The sequence below is a fragment of the Natranaerovirga pectinivora genome, from assembly GCF_004342165.1.
Taxonomy (GTDB): Bacteria; Bacillota; Clostridia; order Lachnospirales; family DSM-24629; genus Natranaerovirga; species Natranaerovirga pectinivora.
Window position 1 is genome coordinate 303,376 of sequence record NZ_SMAL01000001.1, and the last position, 25,708, is coordinate 329,083.

A 25,708-nucleotide genomic window follows, 5' to 3' on the forward strand; every position below is an offset into this window, starting at 1 on the left:
TGTGGAAAAAATTATAAATAGATTATTCTGGAGTGAAATAGTTATGGAAATACAATTGTGGAGAGAAATTCTTTTACCGTATGAACAAGCAGTACAAGAACTTAAAATTAAATTTGAAAGTATTATAAATGAACATAGAATGTTAGGCAATTATTCTCCTATAGAGTTTGTTGATTGTAGAGTAAAAAAAATATCGAGTATTTTGGAAAAAGCACAAAAAAAGAATATTGCAATTAACAAAATAGAAGAAGAAATAGAAGATATAGCTGGCATAAGAATCATATGTCAGTTTGTTGAAGATATAGATAGAGTAGTTGAAATCATAAAAAGTAGAAAAGATATGGAAGTAAAATATGAGAAAGATTATATAGCCAATACGAAAGAAAGTGGTTATAGAAGTTATCATATTATTATTTACTATCATGTGTATACAGCCCAAGGAGATAAAAGAATACAAGCAGAAATACAAATTCGTACTCTGGCAATGAACTTCTGGGCTACTATTGAGCACTCCTTACAATATAAATACGAGAGAAATATGCCTAAAGAGATTCAAGAAAGGCTACTTAGTGCAGCAGATGCGGTCCTTCATTTAGATAAAGAAATGTCTGTTATTAGAAATGAGATTATAACAGCACAAGATAAATTTAATTTTAAATCTAATATAATCGCAGATATATTAAACAATATACAGAATCTATATAAGGTAGCCAATAAAAAAGAAGTAGAAAAAATACAGGAACAGTTTTATTCTATTTTCAAAGAAGAAAACATAGACAAACTTGTAGAATTTAATAAACATTTGGATATCATAGCAGAAGGGTATAGAGCACAAAGTTTAAGTTAGGTGATTATATGGCTATTTATGGCATTGGAGATTTGCACTTAAGTATAAATTCAAATAAGCCAATGGATATATTTGGTAAAAAATGGATTGATCATATTCATAGGATAAAAAAACACTGGTTAGAGTGTGTCAAAGAAGACGACTTGGTATTGATTCCAGGAGATATATCTTGGGCATCAACAATTGAAGAGGCAAAAGAAGATTTGAATTTTATCAATGATTTAACAGGAAAAAAAGTATTTATAAAAGGTAACCATGATTATTGGTGGCAGTCGTTACAAAAAATGCAGGAAGCCTATCCTGCATTTCATTTTATACAAAACAATTCAATAGTATACAAGGATACCATAGGTATATGTGGATCAAGAGGGTGGATTTGCCCTAAAAGTCAAGGATTTAATGAATCAGATCAAAAAATTTATTATAGAGAATTGAATCGGTTAGAATTATCTCTTGAATCTTTGTCTTCTAAGATAAAGGACATCATCCTGTTACTACATTATCCACCAACTAATGAAAGCAAAGAACCCTCTGGATTTACAGAGCTTATAGAAAAATATAAGGTAAAGGATGTACTCTATGGCCATTTACATAGCGAAGAAAGCTTTAATACATCCTTACAAGGAATGCACAATGGAACAGAATACCATTTAGTGTCAAGCGACTACCTTAACTTTAAATTAAAAAAGATTAGGGATAAGAATCACAGTTATAAACAGGCTTTAAATAAACCGTTATGAAAGAAAAGGTGAAACACATTGAAATTACCAGATAAATATGAAGCCAGGATGGAAGCATTGCTTAAAGAAGAATATCAGGCTTATATAGAGAGTTTTAATAAAGACAGATACTATGGGATACGAATTAACACATTGAAAATTCAACCTGATGTATTTAAAAAAATAACAAAATTAAAGATAAAAGAGATTCCTTGGGCTTATAACGGGTTCTATTATGATAAAGACCAACAGCCAGCCAAACATCCCTATTACTTTGCTGGTCTCTATTATGTTCAAGAGCCTAGTGCCATGACCCCAGCAAATTTTCTTCCAATAGAAGAAGGAGATAAAGTATTGGATTTATGTGCTGCACCAGGCGGAAAAAGCACAGAACTAGGTGCAAAACTTAATGGGACAGGTTTATTAATATCTAATGATATTAGCCATACAAGAGCAAAAGCTTTGCTAAAAAACATTGAACTATCTGGCATTACTAATTCAATTATTACAAGTGAACCATCAGAAAACTTGTTAAATCATTTTCCAGAGTATTTTGATAAAATATTGGTGGATGCCCCTTGTTCAGGAGAAGGGATGTTTAGAAAAGACCCTAATATGATAAAGAGCTGGGAAAATCAAGGTGTAGAATACTATAGTGCCATTCAAAAAGATATTATTATTCAAGCAGGTAAAATGTTAAAACCAAATGGTCTGATGTTGTATTCCACTTGTACCTTTTCACCAGAAGAAAATGAAGAAATTATAGAGCATTTATTAAAAGAATACCCAGAGTTTACAATAGAAAAGCTACCAATGGTAGAAGGTTTTGACATAGGGAAACCAGAATGGGTAGATGGTTCAGAGGAACTAAAAAAATGTGTTCGATTATGGCCTCATAAAATACAAGGCGAGGGACATTTTCTAGCCTTATTAAAAAAACAAGGCAATAGTAATGGTATAGAAAAAGAAGGATACAAATACTCGGCAAAGAAGAAAGAATACATTGAGTTAGAAGAATTTATAAATGAAAACTTGTCTATAGAACTTGACTATAATAGAATAGAAGTGATACAAGAAAAAGTTTATTATCTTCCTAAAGATATGCCTAATGTAAAAGGGTTAAGATTGCTAAGAACAGGATGGTATCTAGGTGAAATAAAGAAAAAAAGATTTGAACCATCCCAAGCCTTTGCAATGGGTTTAACCTCAAGTGAAGCAAAAAGCACCATCAACTTTTCTATTAACCAAGATGAAGTGTTAAGATACTTAAAAGGGGAAACCCTTCAAGTAGAATCATCAAAAGGTTGGAAATTGGTATGTGTAGACGATTACCCACTTGGCTGGGGTAAAATTAATAATAATGTACTAAAAAATAAATACTACTCTGGTTGGAGATGGATGTAATGAAAGAGCAATTACGATTAGATAAATATTTGGCAGATATGAGTATTGGAACAAGAAGTGAAGTGAAACAATACATTAGAAAAGGCCTTATAAAAGTCAATAACGAAATCATAAGAAAACCTGAACAAAAAGTTAATATCAATACAGATCGAGTGCTATATAATGACGAAGAAGTTGGCTATGCCACTTTTGAATACTATATGTTAAACAAACCAGCAGGGGTTATTTCTGCAACGGAAGACCCAAGACAAGAAACAGTTATAGATTTAATCAGTGATAAAAAAAGAAAAGATTTATTTCCAGTGGGTAGATTAGATAAGGATACAGAAGGCTTATTGATTATTACAAATGACGGTGATTTAACCCATAATTTGTTATCCCCTAAAAAACATGTCAATAAAACCTACTATGCAAAAATAGATGGGTTGGTAACAAATGAGGATGTTTTAGCTTTTGAAGAAGGTGTAGAATTAGAAGATGGTTATAAGACACAACCAGGTAAGCTTAAGATTCTAAAATCTGATACGGAGTCAGAGATTGAATTAACCATACAAGAAGGAAAGTTTCATCAAGTTAAAAGAATGTTTGAAGCTGTTGGAAAAAGTGTGACATACCTAAAGAGAATAAGTATGGGGACATTAAAACTAGATGAAAATTTAAAATTAGGAGAATATAGAAACTTAACAGAAGAGGAACTTAACAGATTACGTAATGAATAGAGCCGTACTATGGGAGGACAATATGTTTACAAATATTGAAGGCGTTATTTTTGATTTAGATGGTACATTAGTGGATTCAATGTGGCTATGGGAAGCCATTGACGTGGATTACCTTGCAAGGTTTAATCTTACGTTACCAAGTGACCTTAAAGATGACATAGAAGGAATGAGTTTTACAGAAACAGCCCATTACTTTAAAAAGAGATTTAACTTAGGAGATGCTATTGAAGACATAAAAAAAGATTGGACAGAAATGGCTTATGGTTATTACGAGAATAAAGTACCATTAAAAAAAGGCATACTAAAACTATTAGAAAGTTTGAAAGAGGAAGGCATTCCAATGGGTATTGGAACAAGTAACTCTAGAGATCTTGTTAATATTGTATTAGACAAACACCATATAAAACACTACTTTTCTTCTATAAGAACATCTTGTGAAGTTCAAATAGGTAAGCCAGCACCAGATATCTTCTTAAAGGTAGCAGAAGATTTAGGTATTGATCCGAGTAAATGTCTTGTTTTTGAAGATGTGATTAATGGGATTATTGCAGGACAAAAAGCAGGAATGAAAGTATGTGCCATATACGATGAACATACTCATGATTTAACAGAAGACAAAAAGAAACTAGCAGATTATTATATAGAAGATTATGAACAGCTGTTTATAACAAAAGAGGGAATCCATAATGAAGTATGATTTTTTACCAATTAACAAAGAAGATATGATAAAAAGAGGTTGGGATGAAGTAGACTTTGTTTTAATAACAGGGGATGCTTATGTTGACCATCCTTCTTTTGGTGCAGCTATAATTAGCAGAATTTTAGAAGCCAATGGGTACAAAGTTGGTATTGTGGCACAACCAAGATGGCAAACCACTGAAGACATAGAGGTATTTGGCAAGCCTAGATTAGGATTTTTAGTAACTTCAGGTAATATTGACTCTATGGTAAACCATTATTCAGTAGCTAAAAAAGCAAGAAGCAAAGATGCCTACTCTCCAGGCGGGGAAATGGGGAAAAGACCTGATAGAGCTACCATGGTTTATTCTAATCTTATTAAGCAAGCGTACAAAGATGTGCCTATTATCATTGGTGGAATTGAAGCCAGTTTAAGAAGATTAGCCCATTATGATTATTGGGATAACAAGGTAAGAAGGTCCATATTACTGGATTCTCAAGCAGACCTTATCCTATATGGAATGTCTGAAAAAGCCATTGTTGAAGTGGCAGATGGATTAAACAGTAATATAGATGTAAAAGATATCACTTATGTGAATGGAACCGTTTATAAAACCAAAGACATAGAAGGTGTTTATGATAGCATCACCCTACCTACTTATAATGTCATCGCAAAAGATAAAGTAGAATATGCAAAAAGCTTTTTACAACAGTACAATAACACAGATCCATTTACGGCAAAAAGGTTAATCGAACCTTATAAAGAGAATGAGTTTGTAGTACAAAATCCACCATCAAAACCATTAACAGAAAATGAATTAGATAGAATTTATAGCTTGCCTTATATGAGAAATTACCATCCAATGTATGAGAATCTTGGTAAGATACCAGCTATTGAAGAAGTTAAATTTAGTCTTATTAGTAACAGAGGGTGTTTTGGAAGTTGTAATTTCTGTGCTCTAACATATCATCAAGGACGTATTATTCAATCAAGAAGCCATGATTCCTTAGTGAGAGAAGCAGAACTTATTACTTGGGATAAAGATTTTAAAGGGTATATTCATGATGTTGGTGGTCCTACGGCTAACTTTAGGCAACCTGCTTGTAGCAAGCAGCTAAAATCAGGAGCGTGTTCCCACAAACAATGTCTTACACCTAATCCATGTAAGCAATTAAATGTTGATCATTCGGATTATATTAATCTACTTAAAAAGCTAAGAGAACTCCCTAAGGTTAAAAAGGTATTTATCCGTTCAGGTATTCGATTTGATTACTTATTAAGTGATAAAGACGATGCCTTCTTTAAAGAACTATGCGAACATCATATAAGCGGTCAATTAAAAGTAGCACCAGAACATGTATCCAATAGAGTTTTAGAAAAAATGGGCAAACCAGAACATGGGGTCTACAAACAGTTTGTTAATAAATACAATCAAATGAACCAAAGGTTAAATAAGAATCAATTTTTAGTCCCTTATTTAATGTCATCTCACCCTGGATCATCATTAGAAGATGCCATTGAATTAGCAGAGTATTTAAGAGATATTGGTTATATGCCAGAACAGGTACAAGATTTCTATCCAACACCTTCCACATTATCCACTTGTATGTACTATACTGAACTTGACCCAAGAACTATGGAAAAAATCTATGTGCCAAAATCACCTCATGATAAAGCAATACAAAGGGCACTTATACAATATAGAAATCCTAAAAATTATCAGTTGGTTTATGAAGCATTAAAAAAAGCAGGAAGAGAAGATCTTATAGGATTTGGTCCAAAGTGTCTCATTAGACCTAAAAAAGGTGAGAAACCTTCAACCAATCATACATTTAATAAAACCAAAGAAGACAAACCTAAAAAGAAAAAAACCATCAGAAATGTTCATAAAAAGAAAAAATAAAATTTTAGGAGGCGTTTTAATGAAAATAGCTGTAATAACAGGGGCATCATCGGGACTGGGCAATGAATTTGCAAAACAAATTAGTAAAAAGGTAAAAGGCATTGATGAACTATGGTTAATTGCTCGTAGAGAAGATAAGTTAATGGCTTTAAAAGAATCAATAAAAAATGTTAATTGTAGAGTAATCCCTCTTGATCTTACAGATAGAAATACATTCACTGTATATGAAAATTTATTAAAAGAACATTCTCCTAAAATATGTATGTTAATTAATAGTGCAGGTTTTGGGAAAATGGGAAGTTTTGATGAGATTGATATTAATGATCAATTAGAAATGGTAGACTTAAATATAAAAAGTTTATTAAAAATGACCCATGCTTCTATGCCTTACTTAATTAAGAACGGAAGAGTTATTCAAATAGCTTCTTCAGCAGGATTTATGCCTCAACCCTCTTTTAATACTTATGCAGCTACAAAGTCTTTTGTTATAAGTTTTTCTAGAGCACTCAATCAAGAGTTAAAAGAAAGAGGTATCAAAGTGACAGCTGTTTGTCCAGGACCAGTGGAAACGGAGTTCTTTGATGTAGCTGGTGGGGAAGTATCTATGTCTATTAAAAAGCTTGCAATGGCAAAAGCAGATGTGGTTGTAAAAAAAGCATTGGACGATTCTATAAAAGGCAAAGAAATCTCAGTGTATGGTCCTCTAATGAATGTCTTTAGAGTAATGGCAAAAGTTTTACCTCATAGATTAATATTGTCTCATATAAAATATTACAACAAATAAATGTAAAGAAATGAGGTCATACAAATGAAAATTCCAAAAGGAAGTTTTGGATATTTAAAAAATCAAAGAATGAAGTATTTAACCAATATTATTGTTTTTTTATCAATCAGTATATTGATTTTTTTAATAGGATTTATTACCAGTGATTATGACAATGGTAATTACTTTACCATCGTTGCCATTTTACTGTTTTTACCTACTGCTCTATGGATTGTAAGGTATATTATATTTGCAAAGTATAAAGGTCCAGATAAAGCCAAGTATCTAATATTAGAAGCTGCAATAAAAGAGAAGGCACATACAGGTATATTAGTTGATTTGCTCTTAACAAATAACAAGGGGATTCAATATTTGCCTTTTGTGGTTGTAAATGAAAATAGGTTGCTAGTGTATACCAACGATAAACAACTTGCTAACTTAGATAAAAATGCCTTGGATAAATCTTTGAAAAATACAGAGAACTATCTAAAAAACATATATAAGCCTAAAGGGATAGAACTTAATGTAAATGCTTATGGGGATTTAGAAATGCTAATAAAAGAAGTTAAAACATTTAAAGAAACAGAGACAACTCAAATACATAATGATGTGATTTACCAACTGTTACTCCACTGTATGTAAGAAAAAGGTGTAGATATGAAAGAAATTAATATAACTGAACTAGAAGCAGGTCAAAGAATAGATAAATTTTTATTAAAATACTTTAGTCAAAGCACAAAGAGTTTTATTTATAAAATGCTCAGAAAAAAAAGAATAAAATTAAATGGTAAAAAGGCAAGTGGTGCTGAAATACTAAAAGAACAAGATGCCATTCAATTGTATCTTGCTGAAGAAACCATTGACAAATTCAGCACCCTTGAGGTTGTATCTGCAAAAAAAGAGTTTGATGTGGTTTATGAAGATGACCAAGTGCTTATTATGAATAAACCGGTGGGAATATTATCTCAAAAGGCAAAGGAAAATGATGCCTCCCTAGGGGAACAAATTATTAGTTATTTGTTAGATCAAAAAGAATTAACCCACGAACAACTTAAAGGCTTTAAACCTGCTGTTTGTCATAGGTTAGACAGAAACACCAGCGGTATTATAATTGCAGGGAAAACCATTTATGCACTGCAAACTGTAACCAATCTTATTAAAGAAAAAAACATAGACAAATATTATTTATGCGTTGTTAAAGGACAGGTAAGTGGCAGTAAAAGCATAAAAGGCTTCTTGCTAAAAAATGAAAAGACAAATAAAGTTCAATTGGTTAATAAAGAGATAACGGATGCATTGCCAATAGAAACGGAATATACACCTATTCATTCAAATGGCAGCTACACCATACTAAAAGTCAAATTAATAACAGGTAGAACCCACCAAATAAGAGCCCATTTGTCCAGTATTGGTTACCCAATTGTTGGAGATTACAAATATGGCAATAAAAGTGATAATGACAAATTTAAAGAAAAATACAACCTAAAGTCCCAATGTTTACACGCAAGTGACATTGTATTTCCTAAGATGGAAGGAGCATTGGAACATTTATCTCATAAATCTTTTACAGCAGAACCACCTAAAGATTTTGAAAGGGTAATGCAAAGTGTCTACAATAAAGGATAAGATTATTGAATACAGCAAAAAAGTAAATATTGATATGATAGGGTTTTGTTCAGCAAAGCCCTTTTATGAATACAAAAGTATACTAGAAGAGAGAAAAGAAAAAAAATACCATGTACCCTTTGAAGAGCAGGATATTGATAAAAGGATATATCCTGAATTGACTTTACCTGGTGCAAAGGCTTTTATTGTTATAGGTGAAAGTTATAATGTTATCCCTAAAGCCTATAATAATCAATTAACAGGGAAAATTTCAATATCAGCAATAGGAAAAGACTATCATCAAGTTGTAATGGAAAAATTGGATTTGTTAGAAAGGTATATTTTTAGTCTTCAACAGTGCCAAATAAAGAAATTTGTAGATATTTCCCCCTTACCAGATCGACAAATTGCAAAAAGGGCTGGGCTAGGCTTTTTTGGGAAAAATTCAATGTTAATCAATTCCCAATACGGTTCGCATTTCAATATTGGATATATCTTAACAGATCTAGAAATAGAGCCAGATACAGTAGAAGAATACAAAGGCTGTAGCAAATGTAATAGATGCTTTGAGGTCTGCCCAACCAATGCAATCATAGGGGATGGTTCTCTAAACTGTTCTATTTGTGTTGCCTATCTTACCCAACATAAAGGCGACATTCCTAATGAATTAAAAGAAAAGATGGGCACTCAGCTCTATGGATGTGATAGATGTCAGAAAGTATGTCCTTATAATCAAAAAATTAAAAATAAACTTATAGAGCCTATATTAGATGAAGCAATGGACTTAAAGAGAATATTAAGTTTGTCTAATAAAGAATTTAAAGAACTCTTTGGCCCTACTTCAGCAGGCTGGAGAGGGAAAAAAACAATCCAAAGAAATGCTATTATCTGTCTAGGGAATACAGAAGATGAAAATGCCATAGATTTGTTAGAGGCTATTTCAAATGATGACAGAAAAGACATTAGAAAAGAAGTTATATGGGCCCTTTCTAAAAAAAAGAATGATAAAGCTATAGAAGTATTAAATAAAATGTTATTAAAGGAAAATGATCTCGTGTTAAAAGGGATTATAATGAGTTCATTAGGAGGCTGAAAAATGGCATATTGGGCATCAAGGGGGTTAAGAGGTTCTACATTAGAAGAGCTTATTAATCTAACTAATGAAAAATATAGAGAAAAAGGGTTGGCGTTGATTCAGAAAATACCAACACCAATCAAACCCATTAAAATAGATAAAGAGAAAAGACATATATCACTAGCGTACTTTGAACAGAAAAGTACAGTGGACTATATAGGTGTAGTTCAAGGGATTCCTATATGTTTTGATGCAAAAGAAACAAGTAAGAAATTTTTATCCATACATAATATTCACACACATCAAATAGAATTTATGGAATCATTTGAAGAACAAAAAGGCATTGCTTTCTTAATTGTATACTTTAGTACATATGATGAGTATTTTTATCTTCCATACAAAGAGCTAAAAAAATATTGGTACAAAGCAATAGAGGGTGGGAAAAAAAGTATTAACTATACTGAATTTTCATCAGAATATAAAATAACAACTAAAAACGGATTGTTATTACATTATCTAGAGGGGATTAAAAAAGAATTAGAGAATTCTAAGACAATATAGAAATAGCACTTACTATTATGTTTTTTTATTACCAAAATACACATTTATATTACATATAGGTTGAAAATTATAATTATATACATATAATAAATATTATCCTAAAGAACTTAACGATAACTAGTATTATTTTGAGTTTTTTAGGATATTTTTAAAAAACCAAGGGGGAATATGACAGGAACCCAATAAATTCATTGGTTTGTAGTGGTTGTGGGCGATATAAAAAAACAAAATAGCAAATCATTTCGGGGGAAAAATGAATTTAATAATACTAGCGAAAAATAAAATAAAGCTTATATGTCTTACCATACTAACAATAATGCCTATATATTTATTATTAATTATAAAAGTACAACCTAGTCTAATAAGTAGTCTTTTACTTATAATTTATTTTATTGAGTTGATCATCCTTATAAATAGTTATTTTGAAGTTTTTTATTTTAAGCTAAAACAAGGTAAACCTTATAAAGAATATGCTTTAATAGGTAGTTTTTATCCAATAATTTGTGGTGTGCTTTATGCTACACATCTATTTTATGGGTATATTATTTTAAGTAGGGGATTTAATGCCATACACCTAAATATATTGGTTATTTCATTATTCCTTTTAATCAATTATAAAAACAAGAATTTAATTATATATAATCGATGTATTTTTTATGATGGTATATATATAGAAAAAAACAATATAGAATATATAGACAAGATATACCAAACCATTAGAATAACATTAAAAGATAGTGCTAAAATTTACATTAAATGTTATAATAATGTAAACAATGTATTGGAGGATATGGCTGGTATTAATGAAAGTTATTCTTATAATAGGTTGTTTAAAGAAAGTTTAAGTCTAAAATTCAAATTAAATAAAAAATAAATGAAAAGTTGTAGTATTAATTACTACAACTTTTGTTACTATATAGAAAAGTTACATTTGCTATATAGTAAAAAGTTGATAAATAAATAATTCCCATGTAACTGTTGACACATTTTTAATGGTTCGTTATAATAAGAATAATTTCATATATTACCAAATTAGCAAATTAGCACTTTACAACACTAAACTATTTAAGAGGTGAATTTTATGTTAGATAAATTATTACATACCCCAGAGGGTGTTAGAGATATTTATAATCATGAGTGCTTAAAAAAATTAACATTACAAGAGAGAATAGAAGGTGTATTGCATCGTTTTGGATATCAAGACATACAAACACCTACTTTTGAATATTATGAAGTTTTTAATCATGAAAGAGGTACAGTTGACACAAAGGAAATGTATAAATTCTTTGATAGAGATAGTAATATTTTAGTTTTAAGACCTGATATTACACCATCAATCGCTAGGTCTGTAGCCAAATACTATAAATCAGTGACCCTTCCTTTAAGATTTTGTTATACAGGAAGCACATTTAGGAATAATGAAAGTCTACAAGGGAAATTAAAAGAAGTAACCCAACAAGGTGCGGAGTTAATTGGTGACGATAGCTCACAAGCGGATGCAGAAATGATTGTATTTGCTATTGAATGTTTATTAGAAGCAGGATTAAATGAATTTCAAATTGATATTGGTCAAGTGGAATTTTTTAAAGGCATTGTTGAAGAAGCAGGTTTAGACAAACAAACAGAAGAGCAATTAAGGCTTTTAATTGATCATAAAAATTTCTTTGGCATTGAAGACCTACTTTCCAAACACGATATGTCAAAAGAGCATAAAGAGATGTTCTTAAAAATAACTGAATTATTTGGTTCAATAGAAGTATTACAACAAGCAAAAGAAATTACGACCAATGAAAGAGCCATTAAAGCATTAGAAAGATTAGAAAAAGTTTATGAATTCTTATGTTATTATGGTGTAGAAGAGTTTGTTTCTTTTGATTTAGGAATGATCAATCAACTCAACTACTACACAGGTATTATCTTTAGAGGGTACACTTATGGAACAGGGGTCTCTATTGTAGATGGGGGACGTTATGACTCATTGCTTAGCCAATTTGGCAAAGATTCACCAGCGGTAGGATTTGCTATAGTAGTGGATGAATTAATGTTAGCCCTTAATAGACAAAATATAGAGATAGAAACCATTTATACAAATACCCTAATTTTATTCAAAGAAGCATTAACAAAAACAGCCATACAGTTGACACAACATTTAAGAGGTCAAGGGTTGAAAATAGAACTACAAAAACTCAATGACAATGGGACCTTAGAAGACTATATACAATATGGCAAACAAAAGCATGTTGGTGGTATAATATATATTAATGAAGAAGAGACCGTTAAAATAATAGATTTAGAAACAAATAACACAACAGAAGCTCATTTGAGTGACTTAATTGGAAAGGAGCAATAAAATGAGATATTTAACATTTGCACTACCAAAAGGAAGACTGGCAACAAAGACAATGACTTTGTTTGAAAAAGTTGGATTTACTTGTGAAGAAATGAAAGGCGATTCTAGAAAATTAATATTTGTAAATGAAGAGCTGAAACTTAAATTTTTCCTGGCAAAAGCAACGGATGTGCCTACATATGTTGAATATGGTGCTGCTGATATAGGTGTTGTTGGTAGAGATACCATTTTAGAAGAAAGAAAAAATCTATATGAAGTTTTAGACTTCGGCTTTGGAAAATGCAGAATGGTTGTAGCAGGACCAAAAGAAATGGAAGCCAAACTAAAACAAAATGAATTAATAAGAGTAGCAACAAAGTATCCTAATATTGCCAAAGACTATTTTAACAATCAAAAGAACCAAACCGTAGAAATCATCAAATTAAATGGTTCTATTGAATTAGCACCTTTAGTTGACTTATCAGAAGTGATTGTAGATATTGTTGAAACAGGGTCAACCCTTAAAGAAAATGGATTAGTGGTATTAGAAGAAATATGTACATTATCTGCAAGAATGGTTGTTAATAGAGTCAGTTTGAAAATAGAAAACAAAAGAATTACCAAGCTAATAGAGGACTTAAGAAAAGCTCTAAGTGAAAAGGAGGCATAAAAACAAATGCAAATCGTAAAAATTGATAAAAATAGCGACATTAGTAATTTGGTAGATACTCTATTACAAAGGACACCAAATTACTATGATGATTATATAAAACAAGTACAAAATATTATAAATGACGTTAAAGAAAGAAAAGATGAGGCATTAATTGATTTTACTCAGCGTTTTGATCAAGTAAAATTAAGTAAAAATGAAATAAAAGTAACTGAAGAAGAAATCAAAGAGGCCTATGACAAAGTAGACAGTGATTTACTTGATATTGTTAGAAAGGCTAAAGTTAAAATTGAAACCTATCATATGAAACAAAAACAATACAGTTGGTTTGATAGTGAGGAAAAAGGTATCTTATTAGGCCAAAAGATTTCTGCTGTGAGTTGGGCAGGAGTATATGTACCAGGTGGTAAAGCTGTGTACCCATCCTCTGTACTTATGAATGTTATACCGGCTGTGGTAGCTGGTGTTGAGAACATTGTAATGACTACACCACCAGGCAAAGATGGAAAAGTCAATCCACTAACATTGGTAGTAGCCAATGAGTGTGGACTTAAAGACATCTATAAAGTAGGAGGGGCTCAAGCCATAGCCGCCCTTGCTTATGGAACAGAAACCATACCAAAAGTAGATAAGATAGTAGGTCCAGGGAATATATATGTTGCTTTAGCTAAAAAAGCTGTTTATGGCCATGTTAATATTGATTCCATAGCAGGACCTAGTGAAATTCTTATCTTAGCAGATGAAACGGCAAATCCTAGATATATAGCAGCTGACTTATTATCACAAGCAGAGCATGATGAGTTGGCATCATCTATTCTAGTGACAGACAGTGAAGAAGTTGCCAATAAAGTAGTAGAAGAAATCAATGCACTAAAAAATGAATTATCCAGAAAAGAGATTCTAGAAAAATCATTAGCCAACTATGGCTATATCCTTTTAGTAGATTCTATAGATGAAGGGGTAAAGGTATCTAATGAAATCGCCCCTGAACATCTAGAAATTATTACGAAAGAGCCATTTATGGTAATGACCAAAATTAAAAATGCAGGGGCAATTTTCTTAGGAGAATACAGCCCAGAGCCATTAGGAGACTATATGGCAGGTCCCAATCATGTGCTACCAACCAATGGTACTGCAAAGTTTTTCTCTCCATTAGGTGTTGATGATTTTATTAAAAAATCAAGTATTATATCCTACTCTAGAGAAGCTCTTTATGAACTTCATGAAGACATTATAAAATTTGCAGATTCAGAACAATTAACAGCCCATGCAAAGTCCATTAAAGTGAGGTTTGAAGATGATAAATAATTACATTAGAAAAGATTTAGCAGGATTTACACCTTATGAACCAGAATTAGGCAGTTATCCTATAAAGTTAGATGCTAATGAAAACCCATTTGTTCATAATGAAGGATTATTAAATAAAATAAAAGAATTTATAATGGATTCTTCTAATATAACCCGTTATCCAGATACCACATCAAGTCTGTTAAAAAACAAGATCGCAGAGTATTGGCAACTAAAGGCTGAAAATGTAGTATGTGGTGTAGGGTCAGATCAGATTATAGACTGTATGTTAAAAGTTCTAATTGAACCAGGAGATAAGATTGTATTTCCATCTCCTTCTTTTTCCATGTACAAGCACTCTACCGTTCTTAATCATGGGGTGCCTATTGAAATTACATTGAATCAAGACAATGATTACAATTATGATTTGGATGAATTTATTCAAGTGGCCAATAAAGAAAAGCCTAAAGCCATCTTTTTATGCAGTCCAAACAATCCAACAGGAAATGTATTAGATAATGACAGCATAGAGTATGTATTGAAAAATGTAAAATGCCCAGTTGTTTTAGATGAGGCCTATGCTGAATTTGCGGATACCACAAGTGTAGCATTAGTGAACAAATATGAGCACTTAGTAGTCCTTAGAACATTTTCTAAAGCCTATGGTTTAGCCGGTCTTAGAGTGGGTTATGCTCTTGGAAGTAAGGCAATGATTGATGGTATAAAATTAGGGATGCCACCTTATAATCTAAATACCATTTCTCAATATGTGGGGACATTGATTATTGATCAAATTGATTTGTATAATAAAGACATTGAGTTCATTATTAATGAAAGAAAGCGATTAGCAAGTGAGTTGCAAACCATTAACAATGTTGAGAAAGTATATCCTTCAGAAGCCAATTTCTTATTAATTAAAACCAATAAAAGCACTTTGGCAAAAGAATTAAAAGAGAAAGGCATACTGGTTAGGAATTTTTCTTCTCATCCAAATATGTTAAACTGTATTCGTGTGACAATAGGCACAGAAGAAGAGAATAATAAATTAATTGAGGTGTTAAATACACTTTTAAGCTAAATATTTTGTTGGAGGTACTTATGGAATCTAGAAAAGCTGAGATAAGTAGAGTAACAAAAGAAACAGATATAACCATAAGTTTAGATATTGATGGGAAAGGCAATGGTTCTATAAATACAGGGATTGGCTTTTTTGATCATATGTTAAATAGTGTTGCTAGACATGGTTTTTTTGATTTAACCATTTCCGCAGATGGTGATTTAGAAGTGGATCCACATCATACCATTGAAGATGTTGGGATTAGTTTAGGTCAATGTATTAAAGATGCTTTAGGTGAGAAGAAGCGTATTAAGAGATATGGTTCTTGTATTTTACCAATGGATGAAGCTTTGGTTTTATGTGCTATTGATTTATCTGGGAGAGCTTATTTGAATTATGATGTGCCATTAACGGTGCCAATGTTAGGGACTTTGCAAACGGAGATGGTTGAAGAGTTTTTTAGGGCGTTGGCTTATCAAGTTGGTATGAATTTGCACATTAAGTTGTTAGATGGTAAGAATAATCATCATATTGTTGAAGGGGTTTTTAAAGCTTTTGCTAAGGCTTTGGATGAGGCTACTTTGGTTGATGATAGGATAGAGGATGTTTTGTCTACTAAGGGGAGTTTGGATTGATTGATTTAGAAGGGCTGCATTTTTCTCACAAGTGAGAAAAAGCTTGATGCCCATGAACAAATTGACTTAATCAAGTTAGTTACAGTGTTTTATTTGCGATAAGTCACTTTGTTTAACATCTAAGTGCGCTTCGATGAATATTTTTAAATCTTAAAAACTCCCTTCGGTCAGACATTTAAGATTTTTAACGAAATATTAATCTACGCTTACTAAGATTCACTATAAAAAGTTTAATAGAATAACTGATTTATATAGTTATCCTCATACTGTGTGGTGCAAGTGATTACATTAACTACATTAACTCACCTTATGCCTTTTTCTGTGAAAAAGACATAAGTTTCATTCACATAAAATACTTAGTGAAATAGATAGATTGGATATACTCTCTTTATGAATGAGTAATTTTTGCCTGGAGGTTTTTTTATGAAAATTGGGATTATTGATTATGGGATGGGGAATCTGCATAGTGTTGTTAATGCCTTGAGTTTTATTGGTGTTGATAGTTTTGTTTCTGCAGATCCTGTTGCGTTGAATAAAAGTGATAAATTGATTTTACCTGGTGTTGGTGCTTTTAAGGACGCTATGGATGAGTTGAAGAAGAATGCTTTACATACTTGGATTAAAGAGGTTTCTAGTAAAGAGGTGCCTTTATTAGGGATTTGTCTTGGGATGCAGCTTCTTTTTGAGTCTTCTGAGGAGCATGGTCTTTCAGAAGGATTAGGGTTATTGAAAGGTCATATTAAAAAGTTAGAGGTGCCTTACAAGATTCCACATATGGGTTGGAATGAATTGATTATTAAAAAAGAAGCCCCTATTTTTAAAGGTCTAGAAGATAAGCATGTGTATTTTGTTCATTCTTATCATTTAGAAACAGATGAAGATATTGTGAGTGCAACAACGAATTATGGTAAAGAGGTTCAAGTTGCAGCTCAGCAGAATAACTTATTTGCATTACAGTTCCACCCAGAAAAAAGTGGGGATGTAGGACTGAACATACTTAAAAACTTTTCAAAACTTTAGGAGGATTATATAATGCAGTTATATCCAGCAATTGATATAAAAAAGGGTCAGTGTGTACGTTTAAGACAAGGTAAGTTTGAAGAAATGGATGTGTATTCTAATACACCAGAAGAAGTTGCCAAGGAATGGGAACGTTTAGGGGGTACATTTATTCATGTGGTTGATTTAGATGGGGCATTAGTTGGCAAATCAGTGAATGAAGAAACCATTAAAAAAATAGTTGAAGCTGTAAATGTTCCTGTCCAAGTAGGTGGTGGTATTCGTACCATTCAAGATATTGAGAGAAAATTAAACCTTGGTGTTTCTAGGGTTATTATTGGAACAAAAGCAGTGGAAGATCCAAATCTGGTGAAAGAAGCAATACGACTTTTCGGACCAGAGAAAATAGTCATTGGTATAGATGCTAAAAATGGAATGGTAGCAGTTGAAGGTTGGGAGAAAGTTAGTAAATTAACAGCTCTTGACTTATGCAAAGATATGGCAAGTATCGGTGTTAAAACAGTTGTTTATACTGATATTGCAAAAGATGGTATGCTTATGGGTCCTAACCTTGAGTATACAGGCTTATTGGCTTCTGAAACAGGCTTAGATATTATTGCATCAGGTGGGGTTTCTTCATTGAAAGACTTAGAAAACCTAGAAAAAGTTAATGTTGAAGGGGCTATTATTGGAAAAGCTTTGTATACCAATAATATTCAATTAGATGAAGCCGTTAGAATGTTTGAAAGAGGTGAGTAAGATGCTTACTAAAAGAATCATTCCTTGTTTGGATGTTGATAAAGGTAGAGTAGTAAAAGGCGTAAATTTTGTAAACTTAGTTGATGCAGGGGATCCTGTTGAAGTTGCTAAAGAGTATAATAAAAGTTTAGCAGATGAGATTGTATTTTTAGATATTACAGCTTCTCATGAAGCAAGGGATACAATAGTTGATGTGGTTAAACAAACAGCTGAACAAATTTTTATTCCCCTTACAGTTGGTGGGGGTATTAGAACTATAGAGGACATTAAAAAGATTCTAAGAGCTGGAGCGGATAAAGTATCTCTTAATTCAGCAGCAGTGAATCGTCCAGAGCTGATTACAGAAGGTGCCAATATGTTTGGTAGTCAATGTATTGTAGTGGCCATTGATGCAAAGAAAAACGAAGAAAAAGGCAGCTTTGATGTCTATATCAATGGTGGAAGAATTAATACTGGTCTAGATGTTTTAGAATGGGCTAAAAAAGTTGAAAGTTTAGGTGCAGGTGAAATTCTTTTAACAAGTATGGATGCAGATGGTACTAAAAAAGGTTATGATATAGAAGTAACCAAATTAGTAAGTGAAGCTGTTAATATTCCTGTTATCGCATCAGGCGGCGCGGGAACAATGGAAGACTTTAAAGATGTATTGACACAAGGTTCTGCAGATGCAGCACTAGCCGCGTCATTATTTCATTTTAAAGAGATAGACATAAAAGATTTAAAGGAATACTTAAAAGAAGAAGCAATACCAGTTAGAATATAGGAGGTAGTATTATGGACTTTAAAACATTTAAATTAAATCAAGATGGCCTTATCCCTGTGGTGACTCAAGATTACATAACAAATGAAGTGTTAATGCTGGCTTATATGAACGAAGAAGCCTATCAGAAAACATTAGAAACAGGAAAAGTACATTACTATAGCCGTTCAAGACAAAGCCTTTGGTTAAAGGGTGAAACTTCAGGACATTTTCAATGGTTAAAGGACATAAAAATTGACTGTGACCTTGATACAATTCTTGTTAAAGTAAAACAAGATGGTGTGGCTTGCCATACAGGAAGCGATACTTGTTTCTTTACAGATATAGAAAGCAATTGGAAAGAAAAAGGTCAATCCGTAAGTAACATTCTAACAGATGTATATGATGTCGTATTAGATAGAAAACAAAACCCTAAAGAAGGCTCTTATACCAACTATCTGTTTGAAAAAGGAATAGATAAGATCCTTAAAAAAGTAGGGGAAGAATCATCAGAAATCATCATCGGTGCTAAAAATGAAGGAAGCGAAGAAATGGTATATGAAATATCTGATTTGCTTTATCATTTAACAGTGTTAATGGTTGAAAAAGACGTCAATTGGAATGATATTATGGTTGAGTTAAGTAAAAGAAGATAGTTTTAATATAGTCCACACAATGTGTGGACTTTTTATATGCTTAGAAATTCAGTCCCATAGTTGTATTTAAATTTGTGTATAACATATAAGAATGGAAGTGATTACAGAAAAGATGAACTATAATTAAAATTGGGTTCAAAAACAAATTAATAAACAAATTAAGAGAAATTTAACGATTAATGTTGAAAAATAAAAGTAATTAATGTATAATTTAAAAAAACATTCCTTGAATAAAGAATAACAAGATAAAATGCGAGGGTTATTCTAAATACTTTGATTGAAATAAAAAACTCCATTTATAATTAAAAATAATTATATTTATGTGAAGGGATAAATATGAAAAATAAAAAATTACTTTATAATAGTCAGATTATAACAAATAAAGTGGTTAAGAATTTTAGAAAACTTCTTATAACAGTTTATAACAATCCTGACTTTGTTGCTGAATTAGGATGGGTTATAACAAATACCACTAATCTAAAGGTATTATTAATTGATTCAGATGCATTAGAATCAAGTTTGGCACAAACATTGGGAATGAAAAACACATATAATACGGCAGTAAATTCGCCGTTAATTACTCAAAGTAGCTTTAATATAGCGATGGATTATATATCTAAAGAAACATTCAATAAAAAAGTTTTCGAATCTATCTGTGTGCAGCTACAGTCAAGCTTATATGTTTTAACGGGAAATGACAATCTAGAGAATTATGAATACTATCCTAACAATGCTTTTGTCAAATTATTAAATGGATCATTAGAGATTTTTGATATTGTTTTAGTTAATACCAATTCAAATATTTATGATGAGTTTTTAATCCATTCCTTTTATCACAGTGATATATTGCTCTTTCCTATTGAGGCTTACTTAAATAGATTACATACTATAAACTCTTATTTAGCTTTTTTACATAACAAACAAAATATAAGTATTGAAAAAGGCAAGTTCATTTCTTTTAACTATAGAAAAGAAATTCATTTGCCAGATGCTTATATGAAAGAAATTACCAATAACAACTTTATAGGCAGAATAGACTATGATGAAAAACGATTGCTTTATAAAAATTATATTGATAAATGTTATGCAAAAACTATGCCATATCATATTAAAAACCAATATAACAGTTTATTATATCAATTTAATATAACGCAAAAAAAATCTTTTTTAGAAACAGTAAAATACAAATTAAGTAAATAGGGTGATGTAATGCCATTGATTAAGACTCAAAATGAATATTTATATAAGACGCAAAATTTGATTAAAGATAAAAATAAGCATTATACATTAGATTCTCATAAATTCATTAAAGAAATAATCAATCAAGTTATTAAGGAATATTACACATTAATATATGATGTTAATAATGGAGTCAATTCGGAACCCTTAAAAAAAGAAGTAGAACGATTGATAGATAAAAACTTTAAACAAGTATTGTTTGATCGGGAAGAAGTAAAAAAACAAGTCTTTAATTTTTTATTTGGATATGGTATTTTACAAGATTTAATCAATGATGACACCATATCAGATATTGATTTTACAAGATACAATTATGGCACAATAAAAAGAAATGGGAAAAAAGAGTTATTGGACATTCAGTTTGAAGATGAAAAGGAGTTTGAGAATTTTTCAAAGCTAATGATTCTAAGAAATGGTGGTATTATTGATGAAAACAACTCTCATTGCAGGGTTTCTGATGAGAGATATAGGTTACGGATTAATGTTGCAATCCAGCCACGAAACAATACAGGTACATGTTTGATTATAAGAAAACATAGAATGAATCAATATAATTTAGATGACCTTCAATCCTTAAAAATGATAACAGCAGAACAAAAAAATTATCTTAAAGAAAATGCTAAAAATCTAAATAAAAGCTTTTTTATCATCGGAAAAGGCGCAGCTGGAAAAACAACACTACTTAGAGCCATACTTATGGAAATTGATAAACTTAAAAGTGTTATGATTTGTGAGAAGGACACAGAGCTTTATTTAAATGATCACCCCAATTTTATACTACAAAAAATTAAAAAAGAAGAAGAAGGAGGTAAAAAGGTTACTCTTAGGGATTTGGTAAGAGATTCTTTAACAATGTCTATAGATGCACTTTTTATTGGAGAAATGGTGGCTGATGAGGTTTGGGATGTTATAAATGCGGGAAGCACAGACCATATAGTAGGAGGAACATTACACTCAAAGTCGAAAGAAGAATTTATTGAAAGAATAATTACAATGATAGATTTAGGAAGATTAAATCTATCTGAAATAACCATTAAAAAGATAATCAAAAATGCAATTCCTTTTTTTGTATATATTAAAGATTTTAGGGTTGTAAACATAACTGAAATAGTGGACTATAACCCTAAAAAAGATGAGTTTGTTTTTAAAGAAATATTAAGGAGTGATATAGATTGATAAATTTAATTATGTCATCTCATATAACAATTACTCTTATAATACTGATTGTAATACTTAATATATATATTTGTTCTTTGCTATCTCAAAAAATACACTTGTATACTCTAATTAAAACTTCTAAGAAATTTATATACTCAGGGGTTAATATATTGGAACAAGTAGCAAAAGACAATTTAGAAAAAAGAATCATGCTAATGGAGAGTATTAACTCTAATTATAAAATAAAATTTAATATTATAGAAAAATTAGACTTACTTTATATAGAAAGATCTAACATTAAAAAAATCATTCCTTTTATAAATATATACACCTTATTAATATTTGAAGCAATTATTTTTATACTTTTCTTTAATCTAATATTTAATATATTCTACTCTATAATCGTTGCAATGTCTTTATCTATTCTAATAGCATTAATCCCTTTTTTATTATTAGATGCCTATGGCAAATACAACAGTGAAAAGATTCGTAAGATGATGAGTGATTTTCTAACAATCTTGAGAGATTGGGTAGAAGTGAGAAATGACTTGTTATATGCATTTAATAAATCCATTCAAAATAATTTACAAGAACCATTAAATACATATTTAAAAGAATGTGTTGTTCAGATTGAACAAGGTGTAGATACAAGTATTGCATTAGATTTATTATCCTATAAAGTAAATAATAATTATTTTTATAGAGTGACACTAAATTTAAAGCAAACTTTAAAAAGCAAAGGCAATCTACTTATACTATTATCAAAACTTCAAGATGAGGCTTTAAAGTTAGAAGATGAATATAGTAGAAGAAAGTTGAAATCATATTTTGATAGGTTATACCTTAATGGCTTTATTGTTGGAATCATCTTTGTTTTCTATTACTCACTATTTTTAAATGAGGCATTAAGAGAAATATATATTCAGACAGCAGCTGGTCGTGTCATATTAAACATGTCATCAATTATGTTATCAATAGGGCTGTTTTTATCATTAAAAACAACTAAATTTGATTTTTAAAAAGGGTGGGAGAATTTTGCTGGATCTCTTATTAATAATTAAAGAAAGTAATATATTGATAGTTTTGGTAATTCTAGTGCTCCTTGTGAGTATACATATTTCTAGTTTGTTAACTCAAAAACTTGAGGCGAGTCTTAATAAGAATATAGAATGGGCTAAAAGCCCAAGAAGAATAAAAAAGACCACTCAATATTTAAAAATTAAAAAGATAAGTATGAATATAAAAAAGATTGGTGCATTAGAAAGGTACATAGGTAAAGCAAATCACACAATGAAAAGAGCTGGAGAAAATAGAAAATTTGCTTGTGCTATTTATTTGTTTTTTAGAGATATGTTACCAATAACTTTTGCTGGGTTTTTATTTATTCAAAGAGAATTTAATTTAATGATATATGTTTTTATTTTTAGGCTAATAGTAAATTTTTATGTGTATCAAGAAATAAAAAAACAAGCAAACTTGTTTAAAAAAGATGCTTATATGTTGTATTCTTTCTTAAACAATCAAATATCATCTGGGGTAAAACAAACTGATGCCATTAAAAATCTTCATAAAGTAACAAATGATAAAAAGTTAAAAGAAAGATTGAAATTAATGGCTGCAACTTATATTGTAACCACCAATATCGATGAATCACTAAAATACATTACAGATTATTATTATACTCAAGAAGCTAGATCTATGGCTGTTGCAATAAAATTGGGTGTAGATACAGGAAATAATAGCACAACTCTAGAAAAGAAAGAAGAGAATATGCTTAATCAATTTATGGATATGGTAAAATTCGAAACGGAAAAGCTTAAATATAAATATCTTATGATTGGTATTATAATTGGCATTCCTTTAATAATTTTTATTTCATATCCTTTAGTGATAGATCTTTTACAAGCAGAAAAACAAATATTTATGAATAATTAAAAATAAGGAGGTAATGTGAAATGAAAAGCAAACTTTTAAAAGCTTTAGTAACAATGGAGGTAAGGGTAAAGGAATTTGTAAAAAGGGAGGAAGGAGAATTTGGAATAGGTTGGGTTATTGGTGTTGCAATAGTTTTAATTATTAGTGCATTTGTATTGGTTCCTGGACTAAGAGGTTTTGCTGAAGATATCATGGAAAAGGTAGAGGGTTGGTATTCTAATACAATTGAAGCTAAAATTTTTAATGCTAGTTAGGGGTTAAGATATGGAGATTTCAAAAATAATAACCATTAGTTTTTCTATTGTTCTTTTATTGTGTATAACAGTTTTTATTGTAGAACTCCTTGTTCCCATTTCCCTTAAAAAGGATTTCAACGTAGTGTGTAATACATATAAGGAAGTAGCAAAAAGAAATGGGGGGATAACAGTAGAAGAAAAAGATGCATTATTAATAGCACTGGAAAAATTAAATTTACAGAGTATTGACATATCAAATATAACTTTAGTAAGTACTAAAGGATATGAGGAAGACATAATTTTTGAAGTATCAGCTACATATAGTAGAAGTTTATTAACTAGTATTTTTGAAAGAGATGAAAGAGAATTGGTATTTTTTTATTCTAGGACATTTAGTAATAGAAGATTAGTCAATTAAATATAAGGTGGTTTAATAGGAAATGATAAAAGAGCTAACTAAAACTACAAGAGGAGATATTGGGATTATAGAAGTAATATTATTTACTTGCATCATAGTTTTTATCGTATTTCCCGTATTTTCAATTGTATTTGAAAAGGTAGCACTAGATATGAAGGCAGATGAGATTAAAGACATAATAAAAGACGCAACAGAATCCACATTTGTAGCATTAAACATTGACAGCACATCAGTAGAAAATATTGATGTAGATATAGAACGGTTTAAAGAAATATTTGAAGAATATTTAATAATAAATTTTAATTTAAATGAAGATTTTTCCCCTAAGGAAAACTCAATGGTAGATGCTCCAGTAACAATAAATAAAATTCTATTTTATGGATCTGAGGATATACCAATTACACATCCAACAAAGGAGATTACTTATAATAGGCCTTTTATAGAAATTGAGGTTTTATTTCCTATAAAACCCCACCTGTATAGAAAAGCAATTCTAAATGCTTTAGGGAGAGAGTATTTAGAGGTTAATATAAACTACTACTATACTTTGCCTATAAATAATTAATGAAAGGAAAAAGAATATCTGTGAGACTAAGATTTAACAAAATAATTATATTCTTCATTCTATTAGCTGGTTTATTAACAGTATCTGGATTAGTATTAAGAACAATGGTGAATTTTAATCCAGAAACTTATATCATTGTATTTAAGGATAATTATACTAAAGGAACTAAAGTAGAAGAGTATATGTTAAATTACAGCTATAAAGTTACAACTGTTCCTAAAAATGCAGTAGAGAATAAGAAAGATATAATAGGTAAATACCTTTCACAGATGTCTTTACAGATCAACACATTGTTAATAATATCTTGTTAGAAGAAAGTGAATTGCCTAAAGAAAATAATGATATTAAAGAAGGTAATGTAATTGTCACTTATAAGTTTAACAACCCAGATGCAGCCAATGGCTGGTTGTTAGAGAAAAATCAAAAGGTCACATTAGCATACAGCCCTTTTACGAGCACCCCTAATCAAGATTCAACAATACCTAATAATTTATTTAATTATAAATACATACAAGCAAAAATTTATGAAATTATAGACGAGCAGTTAATATCAATTGAAGAACATACTTTTAACAAAAGAAATTCTTTATACATTTCATTTGAAGTAACAGAAGAAGATGGAAAATTTATAATAGCATCGAAAGATAAAGGAAGGTTAGATATTTATTGGGATTAAGATTTAAAAATTTGGATCATAATTTTTTAATAATGGAACAAGAAATAGTGCATTAAAAAAAGAAGGAATATAAAT

30 protein-coding genes are annotated in these 25,708 nt (G+C 30.5%); all 30 read left to right on the forward strand.

Annotated elements, in window-relative coordinates; genetic code table 11:
• Positions 1-43: 43 nt before the first annotated feature.
• The 30 genes from EDC18_RS01480 (at position 44) to EDC18_RS01625 (ending at position 25,633) form a co-directional block, all read left to right on the forward strand.
• The gene (locus tag EDC18_RS01480; protein WP_132249538.1) at positions 44-847 is read left to right on the forward strand and encodes a GTP pyrophosphokinase; all 804 of its coding nucleotides are present in this window, start codon (positions 44-46) and stop codon (positions 845-847) included.
• Between the two features lie 8 nt (positions 848-855).
• A complete protein-coding gene (locus EDC18_RS01485) occupies positions 856-1,587 on the forward strand; it encodes a metallophosphoesterase (protein WP_132249540.1) in 732 nt (243 codons plus the stop codon).
• An 18-nt stretch (positions 1,588-1,605) separates the two neighbouring features.
• Complete coding sequence (locus EDC18_RS01490; RefSeq protein ID WP_132249542.1) at positions 1,606-2,970, forward strand: RsmF rRNA methyltransferase first C-terminal domain-containing protein; 1,365 nt, start codon at positions 1,606-1,608, stop codon at positions 2,968-2,970.
• Positions 2,970-3,689: a pseudouridine synthase gene (locus EDC18_RS01495; RefSeq protein ID WP_341472693.1), complete on the forward strand. Its 720-nt coding sequence runs from the start codon at positions 2,970-2,972 to the stop codon at positions 3,687-3,689. The genes EDC18_RS01490 and EDC18_RS01495 overlap by 1 nt, the downstream gene beginning before the upstream one ends.
• Positions 3,690-3,711: 22 nt before the next feature.
• On the forward strand, positions 3,712-4,386 hold the full coding sequence (locus tag EDC18_RS01500; protein ID WP_132249546.1) for an HAD family hydrolase: 675 nt from the start codon (positions 3,712-3,714) through the stop codon (positions 4,384-4,386).
• Entirely contained in the window at positions 4,376-6,271 is a 1,896-nt protein-coding gene (locus tag EDC18_RS01505; RefSeq protein ID WP_132249548.1) for a YgiQ family radical SAM protein, read from the forward strand. Before EDC18_RS01500 ends, EDC18_RS01505 begins: the two co-directional genes overlap by 11 nt.
• Before the next feature lie 19 nt (positions 6,272-6,290).
• Positions 6,291-7,055, forward strand: a complete 765-nt coding sequence (locus tag EDC18_RS01510; RefSeq protein ID WP_132249550.1) for an SDR family NAD(P)-dependent oxidoreductase — start codon at positions 6,291-6,293, stop codon at positions 7,053-7,055.
• A 24-nt stretch (positions 7,056-7,079) separates the two neighbouring features.
• Positions 7,080-7,676 (forward strand): hypothetical protein, encoded by a 597-nt coding sequence (locus EDC18_RS01515; RefSeq protein WP_132249552.1) that lies wholly within the window; start codon positions 7,080-7,082, stop codon positions 7,674-7,676.
• A 15-nt stretch (positions 7,677-7,691) separates the two neighbouring features.
• Complete coding sequence (locus EDC18_RS01520; protein WP_132249554.1) at positions 7,692-8,660, forward strand: RluA family pseudouridine synthase; 969 nt, start codon at positions 7,692-7,694, stop codon at positions 8,658-8,660.
• Positions 8,641-9,732: a tRNA epoxyqueuosine(34) reductase QueG gene (gene queG, locus EDC18_RS01525; protein WP_132249555.1), complete on the forward strand. Its 1,092-nt coding sequence runs from the start codon at positions 8,641-8,643 to the stop codon at positions 9,730-9,732. The genes EDC18_RS01520 and queG overlap by 20 nt, the downstream gene beginning before the upstream one ends.
• A 3-nt stretch (positions 9,733-9,735) precedes the next feature.
• Complete coding sequence (locus EDC18_RS01530; protein ID WP_132249557.1) at positions 9,736-10,275, forward strand: Holliday junction resolvase RecU; 540 nt, start codon at positions 9,736-9,738, stop codon at positions 10,273-10,275.
• A 253-nt stretch (positions 10,276-10,528) separates the two neighbouring features.
• The gene (locus EDC18_RS01535) at positions 10,529-11,149 is read left to right on the forward strand and encodes a hypothetical protein (protein ID WP_132249559.1); all 621 of its coding nucleotides are present in this window, start codon (positions 10,529-10,531) and stop codon (positions 11,147-11,149) included.
• Positions 11,150-11,356: 207 nt separating this feature from the next.
• Positions 11,357-12,625: an ATP phosphoribosyltransferase regulatory subunit gene (gene hisZ, locus EDC18_RS01540; RefSeq protein WP_132249561.1), complete on the forward strand. Its 1,269-nt coding sequence runs from the start codon at positions 11,357-11,359 to the stop codon at positions 12,623-12,625.
• A gap of 1 nt (position 12,626) precedes the next feature.
• Positions 12,627-13,274 (forward strand): ATP phosphoribosyltransferase, encoded by a 648-nt coding sequence (gene hisG / locus EDC18_RS01545; RefSeq protein WP_132249563.1) that lies wholly within the window; start codon positions 12,627-12,629, stop codon positions 13,272-13,274.
• A 6-nt stretch (positions 13,275-13,280) separates the two neighbouring features.
• Positions 13,281-14,582 carry a histidinol dehydrogenase gene (gene hisD / locus EDC18_RS01550; RefSeq protein WP_132249565.1) on the forward strand — a complete coding sequence of 434 codons (1,302 nt, stop codon included), beginning with the start codon at positions 13,281-13,283 and terminating at the stop codon, positions 14,580-14,582.
• Entirely contained in the window at positions 14,572-15,639 is a 1,068-nt protein-coding gene (gene hisC / locus EDC18_RS01555) for a histidinol-phosphate transaminase (protein WP_132249567.1), read from the forward strand. The genes hisD and hisC overlap by 11 nt, the downstream gene beginning before the upstream one ends.
• 20 nt (positions 15,640-15,659) lie before the next feature.
• Positions 15,660-16,253, forward strand: coding sequence for an imidazoleglycerol-phosphate dehydratase HisB (hisB, locus tag EDC18_RS01560; RefSeq protein WP_132249569.1), 594 nt, complete (start codon positions 15,660-15,662; stop codon positions 16,251-16,253).
• 423 nt (positions 16,254-16,676) lie between these two features.
• Positions 16,677-17,273: an imidazole glycerol phosphate synthase subunit HisH gene (hisH, locus tag EDC18_RS01565; protein WP_132249571.1), complete on the forward strand. Its 597-nt coding sequence runs from the start codon at positions 16,677-16,679 to the stop codon at positions 17,271-17,273.
• A gap of 12 nt (positions 17,274-17,285) precedes the next feature.
• Positions 17,286-18,011: a 1-(5-phosphoribosyl)-5-[(5-phosphoribosylamino)methylideneamino]imidazole-4-carboxamide isomerase gene (hisA, locus tag EDC18_RS01570; RefSeq protein ID WP_132249573.1), complete on the forward strand. Its 726-nt coding sequence runs from the start codon at positions 17,286-17,288 to the stop codon at positions 18,009-18,011.
• Between the two features lies 1 nt (position 18,012).
• On the forward strand, positions 18,013-18,774 hold the full coding sequence (gene hisF, locus EDC18_RS01575) for an imidazole glycerol phosphate synthase subunit HisF (protein ID WP_132249575.1): 762 nt from the start codon (positions 18,013-18,015) through the stop codon (positions 18,772-18,774).
• A gap of 11 nt (positions 18,775-18,785) precedes the next feature.
• Positions 18,786-19,406: a bifunctional phosphoribosyl-AMP cyclohydrolase/phosphoribosyl-ATP diphosphatase HisIE gene (hisIE, locus tag EDC18_RS01580; protein ID WP_132249577.1), complete on the forward strand. Its 621-nt coding sequence runs from the start codon at positions 18,786-18,788 to the stop codon at positions 19,404-19,406.
• Between the two features lie 336 nt (positions 19,407-19,742).
• Positions 19,743-20,606 carry a CpaE/TadZ family protein gene (locus tag EDC18_RS01585; protein WP_132249579.1) on the forward strand — a complete coding sequence of 288 codons (864 nt, stop codon included), beginning with the start codon at positions 19,743-19,745 and terminating at the stop codon, positions 20,604-20,606.
• Positions 20,607-20,615: 9 nt separating this feature from the next.
• A complete protein-coding gene (locus EDC18_RS01590; protein WP_132249581.1) occupies positions 20,616-21,821 on the forward strand; it encodes an ATPase, T2SS/T4P/T4SS family in 1,206 nt (401 codons plus the stop codon).
• Between the two features lie 152 nt (positions 21,822-21,973).
• A complete protein-coding gene (locus tag EDC18_RS01595; protein ID WP_132249583.1) occupies positions 21,974-22,822 on the forward strand; it encodes a type II secretion system F family protein in 849 nt (282 codons plus the stop codon).
• 16 nt (positions 22,823-22,838) lie between these two features.
• Entirely contained in the window at positions 22,839-23,738 is a 900-nt protein-coding gene (locus tag EDC18_RS01600) for a type II secretion system F family protein (protein WP_165878419.1), read from the forward strand.
• Positions 23,739-23,758: 20 nt separating this feature from the next.
• Entirely contained in the window at positions 23,759-23,992 is a 234-nt protein-coding gene (locus EDC18_RS01605) for a hypothetical protein (protein ID WP_132249587.1), read from the forward strand.
• A 10-nt stretch (positions 23,993-24,002) separates the two neighbouring features.
• Positions 24,003-24,392, forward strand: coding sequence for a hypothetical protein (locus EDC18_RS01610; protein WP_132249589.1), 390 nt, complete (start codon positions 24,003-24,005; stop codon positions 24,390-24,392).
• Between the two features lie 22 nt (positions 24,393-24,414).
• Positions 24,415-24,957: a hypothetical protein gene (locus EDC18_RS01615; protein WP_132249591.1), complete on the forward strand. Its 543-nt coding sequence runs from the start codon at positions 24,415-24,417 to the stop codon at positions 24,955-24,957.
• A gap of 20 nt (positions 24,958-24,977) precedes the next feature.
• Positions 24,978-25,268 (forward strand): hypothetical protein, encoded by a 291-nt coding sequence (locus tag EDC18_RS01620; RefSeq protein WP_132249593.1) that lies wholly within the window; start codon positions 24,978-24,980, stop codon positions 25,266-25,268.
• A gap of 11 nt (positions 25,269-25,279) precedes the next feature.
• Entirely contained in the window at positions 25,280-25,633 is a 354-nt protein-coding gene (locus tag EDC18_RS01625) for a hypothetical protein (RefSeq protein WP_165878420.1), read from the forward strand.
• Positions 25,634-25,708 lie beyond the last annotated feature (75 nt).